The 14,034-nt window shown below is 61.4% G+C and carries 14 protein-coding genes; 3 read left to right on the forward strand and 11 right to left on the reverse strand.

Features of this window, described 5'->3' with window-relative positions; all coding sequences use genetic code 11:
* Nucleotides 1-20: 20 nt before the first annotated feature.
* On the forward strand, nucleotides 21-608 hold the full coding sequence (locus CRO59_RS20325; protein ID WP_027610397.1) for a lysozyme inhibitor LprI family protein: 588 nt from the start codon (nucleotides 21-23) through the stop codon (nucleotides 606-608).
* Nucleotides 609-700: 92 nt separating this feature from the next.
* On the opposite strand, the gene CRO59_RS20330 is transcribed toward CRO59_RS20325, so the two are convergent.
* Nucleotides 701-1,072 carry a DUF6124 family protein gene (locus CRO59_RS20330; RefSeq protein ID WP_027610398.1) on the reverse strand — a complete coding sequence of 124 codons (372 nt, stop codon included), beginning with the start codon at nucleotides 1,070-1,072 and terminating at the stop codon, nucleotides 701-703.
* A 515-nt stretch (nucleotides 1,073-1,587) separates the two neighbouring features.
* Here CRO59_RS20330 and CRO59_RS20335 point away from each other — a divergent pair.
* On the forward strand, nucleotides 1,588-1,971 hold the full coding sequence (locus CRO59_RS20335) for a helicase (protein WP_047596805.1): 384 nt from the start codon (nucleotides 1,588-1,590) through the stop codon (nucleotides 1,969-1,971).
* 286 nt (nucleotides 1,972-2,257) lie between these two features.
* On the opposite strand, the gene CRO59_RS20340 is transcribed toward CRO59_RS20335, so the two are convergent.
* From CRO59_RS20340 to exbB, 6 genes are all read right to left on the reverse strand, one after another.
* Complete coding sequence (locus CRO59_RS20340; protein WP_097089483.1) at nucleotides 2,258-3,658, reverse strand: aminoacyl-tRNA deacylase and HDOD domain-containing protein; 1,401 nt, start codon at nucleotides 3,656-3,658, stop codon at nucleotides 2,258-2,260.
* Between the two features lie 79 nt (nucleotides 3,659-3,737).
* A complete protein-coding gene (recG, locus tag CRO59_RS20345; RefSeq protein WP_027610400.1) occupies nucleotides 3,738-5,813 on the reverse strand; it encodes an ATP-dependent DNA helicase RecG in 2,076 nt (691 codons plus the stop codon).
* A gap of 9 nt (nucleotides 5,814-5,822) precedes the next feature.
* Nucleotides 5,823-6,752 (reverse strand): hydrogen peroxide-inducible genes activator, encoded by a 930-nt coding sequence (locus CRO59_RS20350; protein WP_027610401.1) that lies wholly within the window; start codon nucleotides 6,750-6,752, stop codon nucleotides 5,823-5,825.
* 254 nt (nucleotides 6,753-7,006) lie between these two features.
* Nucleotides 7,007-7,756 carry an energy transducer TonB gene (locus tag CRO59_RS20355; protein WP_097089485.1) on the reverse strand — a complete coding sequence of 250 codons (750 nt, stop codon included), beginning with the start codon at nucleotides 7,754-7,756 and terminating at the stop codon, nucleotides 7,007-7,009.
* Complete coding sequence (exbD, locus tag CRO59_RS20360; RefSeq protein WP_047297280.1) at nucleotides 7,753-8,181, reverse strand: TonB system transport protein ExbD; 429 nt, start codon at nucleotides 8,179-8,181, stop codon at nucleotides 7,753-7,755. The genes CRO59_RS20355 and exbD overlap by 4 nt, the downstream gene beginning before the upstream one ends.
* A gap of 6 nt (nucleotides 8,182-8,187) precedes the next feature.
* The gene (gene exbB / locus CRO59_RS20365) at nucleotides 8,188-9,144 is read right to left on the reverse strand and encodes a tonB-system energizer ExbB (protein WP_097089486.1); all 957 of its coding nucleotides are present in this window, start codon (nucleotides 9,142-9,144) and stop codon (nucleotides 8,188-8,190) included.
* A gap of 188 nt (nucleotides 9,145-9,332) precedes the next feature.
* On the opposite strand from exbB, the gene CRO59_RS20370 reads away from it, so the two are divergent.
* On the forward strand, nucleotides 9,333-10,190 hold the full coding sequence (locus CRO59_RS20370) for an SDR family oxidoreductase (protein WP_097089488.1): 858 nt from the start codon (nucleotides 9,333-9,335) through the stop codon (nucleotides 10,188-10,190).
* Nucleotides 10,191-10,328: 138 nt separating this feature from the next.
* Here CRO59_RS20370 and CRO59_RS20375 read toward each other — a convergent pair whose 3' ends face one another.
* From CRO59_RS20375 to rpoZ, 4 genes are all read right to left on the reverse strand, one after another.
* Nucleotides 10,329-11,069, reverse strand: coding sequence for a hypothetical protein (locus CRO59_RS20375; RefSeq protein WP_027610405.1), 741 nt, complete (start codon nucleotides 11,067-11,069; stop codon nucleotides 10,329-10,331).
* Between the two features lie 73 nt (nucleotides 11,070-11,142).
* Complete coding sequence (locus CRO59_RS20380; protein ID WP_003229509.1) at nucleotides 11,143-11,523, reverse strand: RidA family protein; 381 nt, start codon at nucleotides 11,521-11,523, stop codon at nucleotides 11,143-11,145.
* A gap of 24 nt (nucleotides 11,524-11,547) precedes the next feature.
* Nucleotides 11,548-13,653, reverse strand: coding sequence for a bifunctional GTP diphosphokinase/guanosine-3',5'-bis pyrophosphate 3'-pyrophosphohydrolase (spoT, locus tag CRO59_RS20385; protein WP_064389568.1), 2,106 nt, complete (start codon nucleotides 13,651-13,653; stop codon nucleotides 11,548-11,550).
* A 57-nt stretch (nucleotides 13,654-13,710) separates the two neighbouring features.
* Nucleotides 13,711-13,974 (reverse strand): DNA-directed RNA polymerase subunit omega, encoded by a 264-nt coding sequence (gene rpoZ, locus CRO59_RS20390; protein WP_003229503.1) that lies wholly within the window; start codon nucleotides 13,972-13,974, stop codon nucleotides 13,711-13,713.
* Nucleotides 13,975-14,034: the final 60 nt, after the last annotated feature.

The raw sequence follows: 14,034 nt of genomic DNA on the forward strand, positions 1-14,034 counted from the left end.
GGTAATGAAGGAGCTATAGCGTGAAAGGATTTTCGATTCTGCTCGGCTGCTTGGTATTGGTAGCCTCCTCGACGGCGCTTGCGGTAGAGACGTGTAACCCAGACAGTTTTTCCAACCCAGACTTGATCATTTGCGGCCAGCAAACCTTCGAGAAGGTCGACGCTGTGTTGAACGAGCAATACAAAAAAGCGCTGACGAGTTTGGCTCCTGCGGAGCAGAGCCATCTGAGAGATGTGCAAAAGAACTGGGTGCGTTTCAAAGAGTCGTTTTGCGAGGAGCTTTATCAATCCACTTTGCCGGGCGCTGAGGCGCCAATCGAGAGACTGGGGTGTCTGGTACAAACGACCAATGCCCGGTTGGGAGAGTTGATTGCCCTGCAGACGGGCTTATCGCTAGATGGCTTTTACAAAGCCGCATCTGCGATTGCGGGGAAGGATCGTGAGAGAAATTTAGCGGCCGCCATTGAGCGACTGGGAGGGGATGAGTTCAATGATCCCCTTTGGAAGACGTACGCAGAAGGGCATTGTGAGATGGCTGGCCGTCTGTGGCGTGAAGACGTCGCCTACTGCGCGGTGAGGATGCGTTTTCAATTACCCATGAACCGCTAAAGAACGCTTCGCCAGAAACAGGCTGTCAGTGGTGAGCCGGGGTTCATTGAGAAAGGGGACTTAACGTCCCCTTTTTTCATCCGCAAATCCCGCTACGACTTGGCTGCCAGGTTTCGCACTTCAATATGGTCGAGCGTCCCTTCCACCATCAATCGCACCCCATCCGCCATTCTGCTCAGGGCCAGTGCTACCGAGCGACGGGAGCCGTGGAGGTCGTCGGCGAGGTCGCAGGCGATGGCGCTGATGGACAGGAGGTCTTCGGAGGCGTTGGCCATCAGGGCTTCGGCGTCGGTGCCGGGGGTGAGGCTGAAGAGGCCGGTTTCGCGTTTGGGTTGGGATTCGGTGCGCGGTTTGAAATGGTGGTCGAGGGCGCGTTCGGCGGCCTCGTGGAATTTCTTGGATTCCAGCGATTCGTAGGGCGATATGTCTGGGGTTTCGGGGGGATTGGGTGTTGGTTTGATCATAAGTATTTTCCGAGTTATGGAGCCAACACCGTTTCGCTTGCTTCGAGAGGGTGGCAGCTGTGCATAGGTGTGCAAGACCGGACTCGGAAACCGGCAGACCCGAAGGCCTCCCATACACAGCCGCCATAACAGTTCGCGAGCATAGGAAAACACCCGGCGAATAGCCATAACTGAATGCATGACGAGTCTGGACTTGCACGTCCGAGTCACCGATTTTGCGGAGACACACACAGGCTATCGACGATGCTCCAACCTGCCTAGTTCTCGCACAACACCACGCCTTGCAGGAAATTTCCCATAGGTTTGCAGGCCGGAGGATCAAAAGATCGCAGCCTTCGGCAGCTCCTACAGGGATGTGTTTCAACAGGTGTAGGACGGTGGGTGCAGAAGTGTGACTTGGCGGTCATCGTGCGGGAAATGGTCTGCATCATCTTCCAATAGCGGTCGATAGTGGCGTTATCGTCTGAATCCCTTACACTGCCCCGGCCGTTCATTTTCCTTTTGAGGCTGTGCGCATGAAATTTCGTTTTCTTCTGTGGATGATGGGTTTGTTGATGGGTAAGGCCAGCCGGACAAATCCTGCGTTCCAGCAGCAGTTGGGGGACAAGGATCTGGTGTTTCAGCTGCAGACGCTGGACGGGAAAGTGGCGCGGCATTTCGTGGTGAAGAATCAGCGCATTACCAGCAAGTCTGGCGTGGTGGCGGAGCCGGCGTTTGCGATTGCGTTCAAGGATGCGGGTTATGCCTTTGCCACGATGCAGGCGAAGAACAAGCAGCTGGCGTTTATGCAGGGGATTCAGGACAAGTCGATTCAGCTGAAGGGGAATCCGGCGCTGGTGATGTGGTTTCAGGGGTTGATGAAGTATTTGAAGCCGAGGAAGGCCAAGCCGAAGGCTTGAGTAGACGGGCTTGAGTGGAGGGGCTTGAGTAGAAGGGCTTGAGAAGATGGGCTGTCGTGGCGAGGGGATTTATCCCCGATGGGCTGCGCAGCGGCCCCAAAACCTGAGACCTCGATATAACTGACACACCCTGTTGGCTGGGTTTGCGACTGCTGCGCAGCCGGTCGGGGATAAATCCCCTCACCACAGGGTTTCGCTGAGCCAGTTGGATCGTGGTGAATTCTTCGCGAGCAGGCTCGCTCCCACAGAGGTTGTGTAAACCTTGGGGGAGCGGGCCTGTTTTGGTTCAGGCCTGGCTGAACTGCGAGGCCAGTTCGCGCAGCAGGACTTCTGCCTCAAGCACTTTACTGACCACGTCATTTGCCTTGTCGCGGGTCAGGCCGACGCGTTCGAGCAGGGCGTCGGGGATGTCTTCGTCGGGGCCGGAGCCAATCCCGCGACCGCGCAGCAGGCGCACGGCCAGGCAGACGAGGTTCGGGTATTCGGCGTAGGCGCCGTCGTAGCTTGGGTCGTGCTGGAAGCGCAGGGCGGTGGCCAGTTCATCGGGCATGTCCCAGTAGCGCATCAGCCACGAGCCGATCTGTTCGCGGCTGATGCCCAACAGGTGCTGCTCGATGTAGCTGTGGCACAGGTGCGGGTTGACCTCCAGGTGGCGGCAGATCAGCGAGAAGTGCGGCGGGAACACGTGGGCCAGCAGCAGGTAGCCAAAGTTGTGCAGCAGACCGGCCAGATAGGTCAGGCCGGCTTCCGGGCGCTGGGCGCGCGGCATGGCGCGGGTCAGGCCTTCGATGACGGCGGCGGTGTAGATCGATTGCTGCCAGTACGGTGTGGTGTGTTGCGGGTGGTCTTTCGGCAGGCTCAGGGTCTTGCCGAGGGCCAGGCCCAGCGCCAGGTTGATCACCAGATCGAAACCGAGCACGCGAACGATCGCGTCTTCCACCGAACGGATCTTGCCCGGCGAGGCGTAGTACGGCGACGCCGCCCAGCTCACCACTTGCGCGGCCAGTGCCGGGTCGGTTTCGACCACGCCGGTAATGTCGTCGATAGTGGCGTTGGGGTCGACGCGCAGCTTGATGATTTTTTGCGCGGTTTCGGCCAGCGGTGGAATCTCGATGGTCGCTTCCAGACGCTGCTGAATCCGGCGTGCAGTGAACGCCTGCACAGCCTGGGTGATTTCCTCGCGGTCATCGTCCGGGCGGTCGAGGTTCGGGCGGATGCTGCTCAGGGCTTCGCCGAAGTTGGCGGCGCTGGCCTTGGTCAGCATGCTCTTGAAGGCTTCGCTGGTGATTTCCAGCAGCAGGCCCGGCTCGCCGGAGTTGATCAGCAGTTTCGGCTCACGCAGCAGGCTTTCTTCGTAGAGGCATGGCGAACTAGTGAGTGCCGGCAGGCCCGGCAGCAGGCTCAGGCTGTGTTTGCCGAGCATCTTTTCCAGGCGCTCGGTGGACACGGCGGTCAGGCGCCGGCCCGTCAGTTCGGCGAGGCGGTTGAGGTCGAGCAACTGGCTCTGCGGAAACAGCACCATCAGCGCGCCGACGGCATCGTCCAGCAACACGGCTTGTACCTTGCGCGAAGCGTTGAGGCCGTGGTGGTCGAGCACTTCTTCGTAGGCGATCCCCAGCTTGCCGAGCAGCAGCCGAATTACAGACGGCGCGTGCGGAAGTTCAGGGGCGAGAGCTGCGTCAGTCATGGTCTGTATCCGTTTTTGAAACAATGGCAGGAGTATAACCAGCTCTGTAGGAACGATCCTGCACAAACTGCGACGGTGCTCACACTTGGCCGTATTGCTGCCCGTGGCGCAACCAACGGTCGAGCAATGGGCTGACGTGAGTCGGCCAGCGTTCCAGCAGCGCTTGCGCAGCATCGCGTACGGCGGGCAGCAGATCGGCGTCGCGCATCAGGTCGGCGACTTTGAATTGCAGCAGGCCGGTCTGACGGGTGCCGAGCATTTCGCCGGGGCCGCGCAGTTCGAGGTCTTTTTCAGCGATGACGAAACCGTCGTTGGTCTCGCGCATGATGCCCAGGCGCTGACGGCCGATCTGCGACAGCGGCGGATGGTAGAGCAGCACGCAATGGCTGACCGCGCTGCCCCGACCGACGCGACCGCGCAACTGGTGCAACTGCGCGAGGCCCAGGCGCTCGGGGTTTTCGATGATCATCAGGCTGGCGTTGGGCACGTCGACGCCGACTTCGATCACCGTGGTGGCGACCAGCAGTTGCAGGTTGCCGGCCTTGAACTCGGCCATGACCGCGGCTTTTTCGGCAGGCTTCATGCGCCCGTGAATCAGTCCGACTTTCAGCTCGCCGAGGGCGGCGGTGAGGTCTTCGAACGTGGTTTCGGCCGCCTGACAGGTCAGCTCTTCCGACTCTTCGATCAGCGTGCACACCCAATAGGCCTGACGCCCTTCGGCGCAGGCGCTGCGCACCCGTTCGATGACTTCAACGCGACGGGTGTCGGTGACCAGTACGGTGTTGACCGGGGTGCGACCGGGCGGCAGTTCGTCGAGGATCGAGGTGTCGAGGTCGGCGTAGGCGCTCATCGCCAGCGTGCGCGGGATCGGCGTGGCGGTCATGATCAGTTGGTGCGGACACATGCGCCCGCCGACGCCTTTCTGCCGCAGCGCCAGACGCTGTTGCACGCCGAAGCGGTGTTGTTCGTCGATGATCACCAACGCCAGGTTCTTGAATTGCACTTCGTCCTGGAACAGCGCGTGGGTGCCGACCACCATCGGCGTGCCGCTGGCGATCTGTTCCAGCGCGGCGACGCGATTCTTGCCCTTGAGCTTGCCTGCCAGCCATGCGACGTCGATGCCCAGCGGTTCGAGCCAGCGCTTGAAGGTGATGAAGTGTTGCTCGGCAAGGATCTCGGTCGGCGCCATCAGCGCGACCTGATAACCGGCCTCCAGCGCTTGCAGTGCCGCGAGGGCGGCGACCACGGTTTTGCCCGCGCCAACATCGCCCTGAATCAGCCGCAGCATCGGTTCGTGCTGGCTGAGGTCGTAGGCGATTTCGTTGCCGACGCGTTGCTGGGCGCCGGTCGGGTTGAAACCGAGGTTGGCCAGGTATTTCGGCGGCAGCTTTTTCGCCTTCGGCATCGCTGGCGCGCGCAGGGAACGCATGCTCTCGCGCAGACGTTGTTGCGACAGTTGATGGGTCAGCAGTTCTTCGAAGGCCAGCCGATGCTGGGCCCAGTGATGACCGAGGGCCAGCTCATCGACATCGGCATCGGCGGGCGGGTTGTGCAGGTAGCGGATCGCGTCGGCCAACGGCGCCAGTTGGTAGTCGCGGGCCAGTTCGGTCGGCAGCCAGTCGGGCAGGGTGTTTGGCTTGAGCAGCGTCAGGGTCTGCATGCACAACTGGCGCAGGCGCTGTTGGGTCAGGCCCTCGGTGAGCGGGTAAACCGGGGTCAGGGTTTCATCCACCGGCGGCGGTTCGTCACCGGTGATGGCGCGGTATTCCGGGTGGTAGATTTCCAGCCCCGAAGCGCCGGGGCGCACTTCGCCGTAGCAGCGAATCCGCGTGCCGCGCTTGAGGCCTTCTTTCTGCGCGTTGCTGAAATGGTAGAAGCGCAGGCTCAGGCCGCCAGTGCCGTCCTGCATGCGCACGACGAGGCTGCGGCGTCGGCCCATGACCACGTCGGCACCGCTGACGGTGCCTTCGACCACGGCGTCCTGGCCCGGGCGCAAGTGGCCGATCGGCACCACGCGGGTGCGATCCTGATAACGCAGCGGCAGGTGAAACAGCACGTCCTGGAGGTTTTCCAGGCCGACCTTGGCCAGCTTCTCGGCCATGGCTTCGCCGACACCCTTGAGTGCCGTCACCGACACTTGCGACAGCTCAGTCATGACTCTGGCTTAACCGGCCGTGACCGGTGCGGCGGGCTTGGCCACCGAGCACAGGCGAACGGAGTCGGCGAGGATCTCGATGGCTTTCGGCCGCGGGAAGCTCGCGCGCCAGGCAATCGCCACGGTGCGGAATGGCACCGGCGCCGACAGCGGGCGTACTTCGATCACGCCCGGGGCGTAGTGATGGCTGTCGACAGCCGACAACGGCAGGATCGAGATCCCCAGGCCGGAGGCGACCATGTGGCGGATGGTCTCCAGCGAGCTGGATTCCACCGTGGTGTGCTTGGCGCCATCGTTGCCCTTGGTCAGAGTCGGGCAGGCCTCAAGCACCTGATCGCGGAAGCAGTGGCCTTCGCCGAGCAGCAGCAGGCTCTTGTCGTTGAGCAGGGCAGCGTCGATGGATTCCTTTTGCGTCCACGGGTGCTGGGCCGGCATCAAGACGTAGAACGGCTCGTCGTACAGCGGCAGGGTCAGCACGTCGGCTTCGTTGAACGGCAGGGCGATGATGATCGCGTCGAGCTCGCCATTGCGCAGTTTGTCGCGCAGCACGTGGGTGAAGTTTTCTTCGATGTACAACGGCATCTGCGGGGCGACCCGGTGCAGTTGTGGAATCAGGTGCGGGAACAGGTACGGCCCGACGGTGTAGATCGCGCCGACTTTCAGCGGGGCGGTCAGCTGGTTCTTGCCGGCCTGGGCCAGTTCACGGATGCCTTGCGCCTGTTCCAGGACTTTCTGCGCCTGTGCGACGATGCCTTCGCCGACCGGGGTCAGGCGCACGGCGCTTTTACTGCGCTCGAAAATCAGCACACCGAGTTCGTCTTCAAGTTTTTTCACGCCCACCGACAGGGTCGGCTGACTGACGTGGCAACGCTCGGCGGCGTGGCCGAAGTGCTGCTCTTGGGCGAGGGTAACGATGTAGCGTAATTCTGTGAGGGTCATAGCAAGCGTCCATGAAGTTGCGGGCCAAGCATAACGGCTGCAATCGATAGACGCACGTTATCAGACTGAGTGAGGAATGCGACACCGGGCAATGTGAGTTTGCCGTTGCCAGATAGGCAAAAGGCACCTTTCGGTGCCTTTTCGATCTCACTGTCGACCCTGTGGGAGCGGGCTTGCTCGCGAATGCGGTGTGTCAGATACATGGATGTCGACAGACACGACGCTTTCGCGAGCAAGCCCGCTCCCACAATGGATCAGCGGCGTTTATCCAGCGAGTACACAAACGGCGCGACAATTTCGATCGAGCCGTTGTTGAGCATGTCGGCCGGTGGCTTGGGCAGCGGTTGTGCGCGGCGGATCATTTCCAGGGTGGCCCGGTCCAGATCGGCGTTGCCCGAGCGGCCCACCAGTTCGAACGACAGCACATTACCTTCGGCATCCACCACGAAACGCAGACGGTTCAGGCCTTCCTTGCCCCGTGCCTGTGCGCTTTGCGGGTACTTTTTGTACTTGCCCAAGTGCGCGAGCAGGGTGTTTTGCCAGCTGGCCTTGGCGGCCAATTGTGCGGGCGACGGTCCCGGTGCCGGCTGGGCGGATTTCTCCGTCGGTGCTTGGGTCGGCTGCGTCTCCGCCGGTTTTTCCTCGGAAGGTTTTTCCTTCACCGGTTCCGGTTTTTTCTCGACCGGTTTGGGCGGCTGCGGTTTCGGCTTTGGCTTGGGTTTGGGCTTCGGTACGGCAATCTCGGCCTTGGGTGCTTCAGCCAGTTTCGGAATCGGCAACTCTTCGACCGGAGCCGGTGGCTGCGGCGGTGTGACGACTTTCGGCGGAGCAGGCGGTGGCGGGGTCGGAACCGGTGCCAGCTCGACCATCATTGCCTGCGGCGGCAGTTCGATGGGCGGGCGGGCGGTCCAGTTCAGCGCCAGCGCGATGGCTAGCGCGTGAACGCCCAGCACCACGGCCAGGCTACCGCTGTAACGCGTCAGCTTATGGCGCGTCGTGATCATTTCTTGGCTGCGCTCTCAAGGCCCACCAGACCGACCTTCAGGTAACCGGCCGAACGCAATTTATCCATCACGCTCATCAGGTCGCCGTAGTCCACGCCCTTGTCGGCCTGGAAGAAGATGGTGGTGTCTTTCTTGCCCTGGGTCTTGGCGTCGAGCACGGCGCCAAGGGTTTCGGCTTTCACTTCATCGTCGCCGATGTACAGGCGCTGATCGGCTTTTACGCTGAGGAACACCGGTTTCTCCGGGCGCGGCGCCGGTTTGGCGGTCGAGGCCGGCAGGTCGACTTTGATGTCCACCGTGGCCAGCGGCGCGGCCACCATGAAGATGATCAGCAGTACCAGCATCACGTCGATGAACGGCGTGACGTTGATTTCGTGGTTCTCGGCCAGATCGTCGTCTGCGCCTTCTTTCAAATGCAGGCCCATGGCCGATTACCCCACTTTCACCATGTGTGGTTGCGAGCTGCTGCGCTCAGGCTGGTGATCGAGGTCACGGCTGACCAGCAACAGGACCTGCGCCGAAGCGTCGGACACCTGCGCCTTGTAGCCGGCGATGGAGCGGGCGAACACGTTGTAGATCACCACCGCAGGAATCGCGGCAACCAGGCCCAGCGCGGTGGCCAGCAGCGCTTCGGCGATGCCCGGCGCCACGACGGCGAGGTTGGTGGTCTGGGTCTTGGCGATGCCGATGAAGCTGTTCATGATGCCCCACACGGTACCGAACAGGCCGACGAACGGAGCGGTGGAGCCGATAGTGGCGAGGACGCCGGTGCCGCTGCTCATGTTGCGGCCACAGGCAGCGACCAGACGCTCAAGACGGAAGCTGACGCGCTCCTTGATGCCTTCTTTCTCGCGGCTGTTGACCGACAGGCGCATCTCTTCGAGGGCGTCGTGCACCAGCAGGTTGGCGAGGGTGCCTTCCTTCGCCGCAGTGGCGCTGGCTTCCTTGAGGGTCGCGGCTTTTTTCAGCGCAGCGATTTCACCGCGCAGACGACGCTTGGCGCCCATCAGCTCGAAGCCTTTGGCGATCCAGATGGTCCAGGTGATGATGGAAGCGATGGCCAGACCGATCATCACGATTTTCACGATGATGTCGGCGTTCTGGTACATGCCCCATGGCGACAGGTCGTGGGCCATGCCCAAGGTGTTGTCGGGTTCGAGCGCTTCAGGCGCGTCGGCCGGACTGGCATCTACCGCCTGCACCGGATCGGTGGTGGCTGGCGCGGCGGCGGCAGGTGCGTGTTGTTCGGTGGCAGCCGGGGCGGCTGGCGCCTGGGCGTCGGCGAAGGCGGCGGTCGGCGCCAGCATCAGGCTGAGCAGCAGGGCCGCCACCGCGCTGAAGGCGCGAGGTCGTTTGGTTGGCGAAGCGGGGTTTTGATTACGTGTCATGCTGGCCGGACCTGAGGTAGAAAAACGGTGATGCTCTTCCAGGCCTCGTGAGGCCGAGAACAAAAGTGGGGTGCATTATTGCAAGTAATTCTTGTTAACAGAAGTAATAGAGTATCTTTTTTTCCACGATTGCTAGCCGTTCGTCCTTTGCGAGGGCTAGTCTGTTCCTTTCGTTTGGGAGTTTTTTGATGTCCGCGCCTTCTGTTTTGATTGCCGGTTGTGGTGACGTCGGCAGTCGTCTGGCTACGAAATTGTTGGCCGCCGGCTGGGAGGTGCATGGTCTGCGCCGTGATATTTCGCGTTTGCCGGATGGCGTCATCGGCGTGGCGGGTGACCTGTTCAAGGAAGACTGCCCGGAAAACTGGCCATTCGGGGCGGTGGATTATCTGGTGTATTGCGCGGCGGCGACCGATCACGATGAAGCCGGTTATCGCGCTGCCTACGTACAGGGTTTGCAGAATGTGCTGAGCTGGCTGAATGACTTTGGCCAGGTGCCTGAGCGACTGCTGTTCGTGTCCAGCAGCAGCGTGTACGGCCAGCAGGAAGGGGAGTGGGTCGACGAGCATTCAGCGACCGTCGCCAGCGGCTATTCCGGGCAGGTGATGCTTGAGGCTGAGCAAGTGGCGCTGAAAAGCGGCATCCCGGTGAGCATTGTGCGCCTGACCGGCATTTACGGCCCGGGACGTGAATGGCTGTTGACCCAGGTACGTCGCGGTTATCGGGTGGCGATCGAGCCGCCGCTATACGGCAATCGCATTCATGCTGATGACGCGGCGGGGCTGATGGCGTTTCTGCTGCAGGCAGCTCATCAGGGCACGCCGTTGCAGGATGTTTATATCGGTGTGGACGATGCGCCGGCACCGCTGGCCGAAGTGGTCGCCTGGCTGCGCGAGTATCTGGGTGTCACCGATTGGGCGGAAGACGCCAGCGTACGCCGCACCGGCAGCAAGCGCTGCAGCAATGCCCGGGCGAAGGCACTGGGCTGGACGCCGAAGTATCCGAGTTACCGTGAAGGCTATCCGGCGATTCTTGAAGGTAAATGCTGACTTCCAGACACCCAAAAACAACTGTAGGAGTGAGCCTGCTCGCGATGTGGCCATAACATTCAACACTTATGTTGGCTGTTAAACCGTCATCGCGAGCAGGCTCACTCCTACAGGGTTATGTGTTGCTCTCAGGCGCGGTTACTGCTTCTCAAGCAACCACTTGCGCTCACCCGGGGTGAACTGCGGCATTTCATCCGCCAGTGCGGTATTCACTGCCTGGAAAATCTCCAGCGCCTTGCCTTTGCGGGCAAAGATCCAGTTGTTGCCCTGGCCGTTGAGTTGCAGCCACATGCTGTCGTGGTCGCTGTTCATCGAGGCGCAGTCGCCTGCCAGGCACAGGGCATAGCGGTCGGCGCCGGGCAGACCGGAGACCTGGCCGTCGGCCTGGAACTGCACGGTGTTGCCTTCGCCGTCGCCGCTGGCAATCTTCCAGCTGCCGCCCAGGTACGCTGAATACAGCGCCCGTTCGAAGCTGGCACCGATTGGCGCGCCTTCCGGTACGGGGATTTGCGCGCGGTCGAACAACTGGTCGGGTTCGTTCTCGGTGGCGGCTTGTTTCATCCGTCCGCCGTCGCGTTTCAGTTCGCTGCCGGAGCTGCCATAGAAGTCGACTTTCCAGGCGCCGGACTGTTCGCCCTGCAGCCGTCCTTCGACGTTCTCGAAACCGTTGGTGTAGCGGGCCTGACCAGCCTTGGTGTTGACGTCCCACTCCAGGTTCGGGCCATAGGCCTGAAGCGCTTCGCGCAGGGGGCCGCCCTTGGCAGCAGCGTCGATCGCCACCTGGTTGATCCAGGTGCCGCTGATGTCACGGTCGGCGGGGTCGCTGGCACAGCCGCCGAGGAAAATGGCGAGCAGCGAGAGAGCAAGCGCTTTGCGCATGGTGGAATCCTTTCAAAACCTTTTCTTTACCGCAGAGCAGTCGGCGCAGCGGTTGAAGGCTGCGCCGTGTGCATTACTCGATGACCAGGATGGCATCCATTTCGACTTGCGAACCCTTCGGCAGGGCAGCAACGCCGATGGCGGCGCGCGCTGGGTACGGCTGGTCGAAGTACTTGCCCATGATCTCGTTGACCTTGGCGAAGTGGCTCAGGTCGGTGAGGAAGATGTTCAGCTTGACGATGTCCTTGAACGAACCGCCAGCGGCTTCAGCCACGGCTTTGAGGTTCTCGAACACCTGGACGGTCTGGGCTTCGAAGCCTTCAACCAGTTCCATGGTCTTTGGGTCCAGAGGAATCTGGCCCGACATGTAGACAGTGTTGCCGGCCTTGATCGCCTGGGAATAGGTACCGATGGCGGCTGGGGCCTTGTCGCTGGTGATAACGGTCTTGGTCATGTATGACTCCTTGTTAGGTGTGAATTAGGCACGCATGCGGGTGATGCGGATGACCCCGGTCAGGGCGCGCAGTTTCTTGATCACGCGGGCCAGGTGCACACGGTCGTGGACGCTGACCACCAGTTGGACGACGCTGATGCGGCCATCGCGCTCGTCCATGCTGATTTTCTCGATATTGCCGTCGGCCGCGTTGACGCTGCTGGCCAGCAGCGCGATCAGGCCGCGCTGGTGCTCCAGCTCGACGCGCAGCTCGACGTTGAATTCGCCGGTGACATCCTTGGCCCACGAAAGCTGGATGCATTTTTCCGGGTTGTGCCTGATTTCGCTGATGTTGCGGCAGTTGTCCAGGTGCACGACCATGCCTTTGCCCGCCGACAGGTGCCCGACAATCGGGTCGCCCGGGATCGGCGTGCAGCATTTGGCGTAACTGAGCACCAGACCTTCGGTACCGCGAATCGCCAGCGGGCCTTCCGGGCTCGGCAGCTGCTCGCCTTCGCCAAGCAGGCGGCGCGCCACGACATAGGCCATGCGGTTGCCCAGACCAATGTCTTCGAGCAAATCTTCAATCAGTTCGAGGCGGTATTCGGTGAGCATCGCCTTGACGCGCTCGGTCGGAATTTTCTCTAGCGAGCTGTCGAAACCGTTGAGCACCTTGTTCAGCAGGCGTTCGCCGAGGCTGATGGACTCGGAGCGACGTTGCAGTTTCAGTGCATGACGGATGTGCGTACGTGCCTTGCCGGTGACCACGAAGTTGAGCCACGCCGGATTCGGCCGCGCGCCGGGTGCGCTGACGATCTCGACCGTGGAGCCGCTTTGCAGCGGTTCGGACAGCGGTGCGAGACGGCGGTTGATCCGGCAGGCGATGCAGCTGTTGCCGACGTCGGTGTGCACCGCATAGGCAAAGTCGACCGCCGTGGAGCCTTTGGGCAGCTCCATGATCCGGCCTTTGGGCGTGAACACGTAGACCTCGTCCGGGAACAGGTCGATCTTCACGCTCTCGATGAATTCCAGCGAGTTGCCGGCACGTTGCTGCATTTCCAGCACGCCTTTGACCCACTGGCGGGCACGAGCGTGAGTGCCTTTGGGCTGCTCGTCACCGCTGGATTTATACAGCCAGTGAGCGGCAATGCCGTTGTTGGCCATTTCTTCCATTTCGCGGGTGCGGATCTGGATCTCGATCGGTACGCCGTGCATGCCGAACAGCGTGGTGTGCAGCGACTGATAGCCGTTGGCCTTGGGAATCGCGATGTAATCCTTGAAGCGCCCCGGCAACGGTTTGTACAAATTATGCACAGCACCCAGCACGCGGTAGCAGGTATCGACCTTGTCGACGATGATCCGGAACGCATAGACGTCCATGATCTCGTTGAAGGCCCGACGCTTGCCGCGCATTTTCTTGTAGATGCCGTAGAGGTGTTTCTGGCGACCGCTGACTTCGCCCTGGATGCCGTCGATCGCGAGGCAGTGGCCGAGGGACTCTTCGATCTTGTTGACGATTTCCTTGCGGTTGCCCCGGGCGCGCTTGACCGCCTGGTAGATCCGCGCCGAACGCATCGGGTGCATCGCCTTGAAGCCGAGGTCTTCGAATTCGATACGAATGGCGTGCATGCCCAGCCGGTTGGCGATGGGCGCGTAGATTTCGAGGGTTTCCTTGGCGATCCGGCGGCGTTTTTCCCCGGACAGTACTTCCAGCGTGCGCATGTTGTGCAGGCGGTCGGCAAGCTTGACCAGGATCACGCGAATGTCGCGGGCCATGGCCATGGCCATTTTCTGGAAGTTTTCGGCCTGGGCTTCGGCCTTGGTCTCGAAGTTCATCTGGGTCAGTTTGCTGACCCCGTCGACCAGTTCGGCCACGGTTTCACCGAACTGCGCTTGCAGCGCTTCTTTGGCGATACCGGTGTCTTCGATCACGTCATGCAGCATCGCGGCCATCAGGCTCTGATGGTCCATGTGCATGTCGGCAAGAATATTCGCCACCGCAAGAGGATGCGTGACGTACGCCTCGCCGCTGCGACGGCGCTGACCGTCATGGGCTTGTTCGGCGTAGAAATACGCTCGGCGGACCAGGTTGACCTGGTCGTTGCCGAGGTAGGTCGATAAGCGATCGGCGAGGGCGTCTATGCTCGGCATGATGACTCCTGCCGTAGGCTGTGTTCCCGCGCCGTGCTACGTCGACCAGGCATAGGCTTAGACGGCCTCGTTGGACTCGTCCTCGAACGCAGCGAAGACCGGGTCTTCGTGGACGATTTCCTGCTCGGCGATGAACTCGTAGCTCATCAGGCCTTCTGCGATTTCACGCAGGGCGACAACGGTCGGCTTGTCGTTTTCCCACTGGACCAGTGGCTCTTTGCCGCCGGTGGCCAGTTGACGGGCACGCTTGGTAGAGAGCATGACCAGCTCAAAGCGGTTTTCCACGTGTTCTAGGCAGTCTTCAACGGTTACGCGGGCCATGGTATTCCTCGGAGCGAATGCAATATGCGCGCTGCCCGGTTGGGCGAGCGGACTGAGCAG

Source organism: Pseudomonas sp. LAMO17WK12:I5 (assembly GCF_900215165.1).
GTDB classification, from domain to species: Bacteria; Pseudomonadota; Gammaproteobacteria; order Pseudomonadales; family Pseudomonadaceae; genus Aquipseudomonas; species Aquipseudomonas putida_A.

What these genes read in the sequence shown, in the direction of transcription:
- rpoZ (WP_003229503.1), bottom strand. Translation starts at nt 13,974, where the DNA reads ATGGCCCGCGTAACCGTTGAAGACTGCCTAGAACACGTGGAAAACCGC.
- CRO59_RS20330 (WP_027610398.1), bottom strand. Translation starts at nt 1,072, where the DNA reads ATGATCAAACCAACACCCAATCCCCCCGAAACCCCAGACATATCGCCC.
- CRO59_RS20370 (WP_097089488.1), top strand. Translation starts at nt 9,333, where the DNA reads ATGTCCGCGCCTTCTGTTTTGATTGCCGGTTGTGGTGACGTCGGCAGT.
- exbD (WP_047297280.1), bottom strand. Translation starts at nt 8,181, where the DNA reads ATGGGCCTGCATTTGAAAGAAGGCGCAGACGACGATCTGGCCGAGAAC.
- recG (WP_027610400.1), bottom strand. Translation starts at nt 5,813, where the DNA reads ATGACTGAGCTGTCGCAAGTGTCGGTGACGGCACTCAAGGGTGTCGGC.
- CRO59_RS20355 (WP_097089485.1), bottom strand. Translation starts at nt 7,756, where the DNA reads ATGATCACGACGCGCCATAAGCTGACGCGTTACAGCGGTAGCCTGGCC.
- CRO59_RS20335 (WP_047596805.1), top strand. Translation starts at nt 1,588, where the DNA reads ATGAAATTTCGTTTTCTTCTGTGGATGATGGGTTTGTTGATGGGTAAG.
- CRO59_RS20380 (WP_003229509.1), bottom strand. Translation starts at nt 11,523, where the DNA reads ATGACCAAGACCGTTATCACCAGCGACAAGGCCCCAGCCGCCATCGGT.
- CRO59_RS20340 (WP_097089483.1), bottom strand. Translation starts at nt 3,658, where the DNA reads ATGACTGACGCAGCTCTCGCCCCTGAACTTCCGCACGCGCCGTCTGTA.
- spoT (WP_064389568.1), bottom strand. Translation starts at nt 13,653, where the DNA reads ATGCCGAGCATAGACGCCCTCGCCGATCGCTTATCGACCTACCTCGGC.
- CRO59_RS20350 (WP_027610401.1), bottom strand. Translation starts at nt 6,752, where the DNA reads ATGACCCTCACAGAATTACGCTACATCGTTACCCTCGCCCAAGAGCAG.
- CRO59_RS20375 (WP_027610405.1), bottom strand. Translation starts at nt 11,069, where the DNA reads ATGCGCAAAGCGCTTGCTCTCTCGCTGCTCGCCATTTTCCTCGGCGGC.
- exbB (WP_097089486.1), bottom strand. Translation starts at nt 9,144, where the DNA reads ATGACACGTAATCAAAACCCCGCTTCGCCAACCAAACGACCTCGCGCC.